Raw genomic sequence first — 752 nt, 5'->3', positions numbered from 1 at the left:
CAGAGACGATGAGGTTGATAGGTTTGAGGTAGAAGCATGGTGACATGTGGAGCTGACAAATACTAATCGATCGAGGACTTAACTAAATTCTATTTTGATGTCGTTCCATTACTCTTATTTAGTTTTCGAGGTATAAGTTATACATGAATGATAGTTTATACTTGATTTTTTCTGTGAATGAATTATAATAATGATTGTCACTGAAAAATAATAGAACATTTACTTAGAGTTAATATTGTCTGGTAGTGATGGCGGAAAGGTCACACCTGTTCCCATACCGAACACAGCAGTTAAGCTTTCCAGCGCCGATGGTAGTTGAGACTTTGTCTCTGCAAGAGTAGGACGTTGCCAGGCAATTAACTTAAGTTAATTAACATAATGGTATAAACGTAGTTTTCTGAGAAGACTCAGCTAAACTTTCGACTGTATTACTTATAGCTCGATGGAGAGCTGTCCGAGTTGGTCGAAGGAGCACGATTGGAAATCGTGTAGGCCACTACCGTGGTCTCGAGGGTTCGAATCCCTCGCTCTCCGCCATTTTAATTTAATGGCCCGTTGGTCAAGCGGTTAAGACACCGCCCTTTCACGGCGGTAACACGGGTTCGAATCCCGTACGGGTCACCATTGGAGGATTAGCTCAGCTGGGAGAGCACCTGCCTTACAAGCAGGGGGTCGCAGGTTCGAGCCCTGCATCCTCCACCATTTATTTCATTTTTATATTATGTACGATCTAAAGTGCATATTCCCAATTA

Annotated in this window: 3 tRNA genes and 2 rRNA genes; all 5 read left to right on the top strand. The window is 42.4% G+C overall.

The annotated features are described in order from the left end of the window. A 23S ribosomal RNA gene (locus M3210_RS20075) occupies positions 1 to 86 on the top strand; the annotation flags it as partial. 152 nt (positions 87 to 238) lie between these two features. Then, a 5S ribosomal RNA gene (rrf, locus tag M3210_RS20070) occupies positions 239 to 354 on the top strand. A gap of 90 nt (positions 355 to 444) precedes the next feature. After that, positions 445 to 537: transfer RNA gene (locus M3210_RS20065), tRNA-Ser, on the top strand. Positions 538 to 549: 12 nt separating this feature from the next. Then, positions 550 to 624, top strand: a tRNA-Glu gene (locus tag M3210_RS20060). 2 nt (positions 625 to 626) lie between these two features. Further along, a tRNA-Val gene (locus tag M3210_RS20055) sits at positions 627 to 702 on the top strand. Positions 703 to 752: the final 50 nt, after the last annotated feature.

The organism is Oceanobacillus luteolus (assembly GCF_023715655.1).
Taxonomy (GTDB): domain Bacteria; phylum Bacillota; class Bacilli; order Bacillales; family Amphibacillaceae; genus Oceanobacillus; species Oceanobacillus luteolus.
This window is presented reverse-complemented; position numbering and strand designations above follow the sequence as displayed.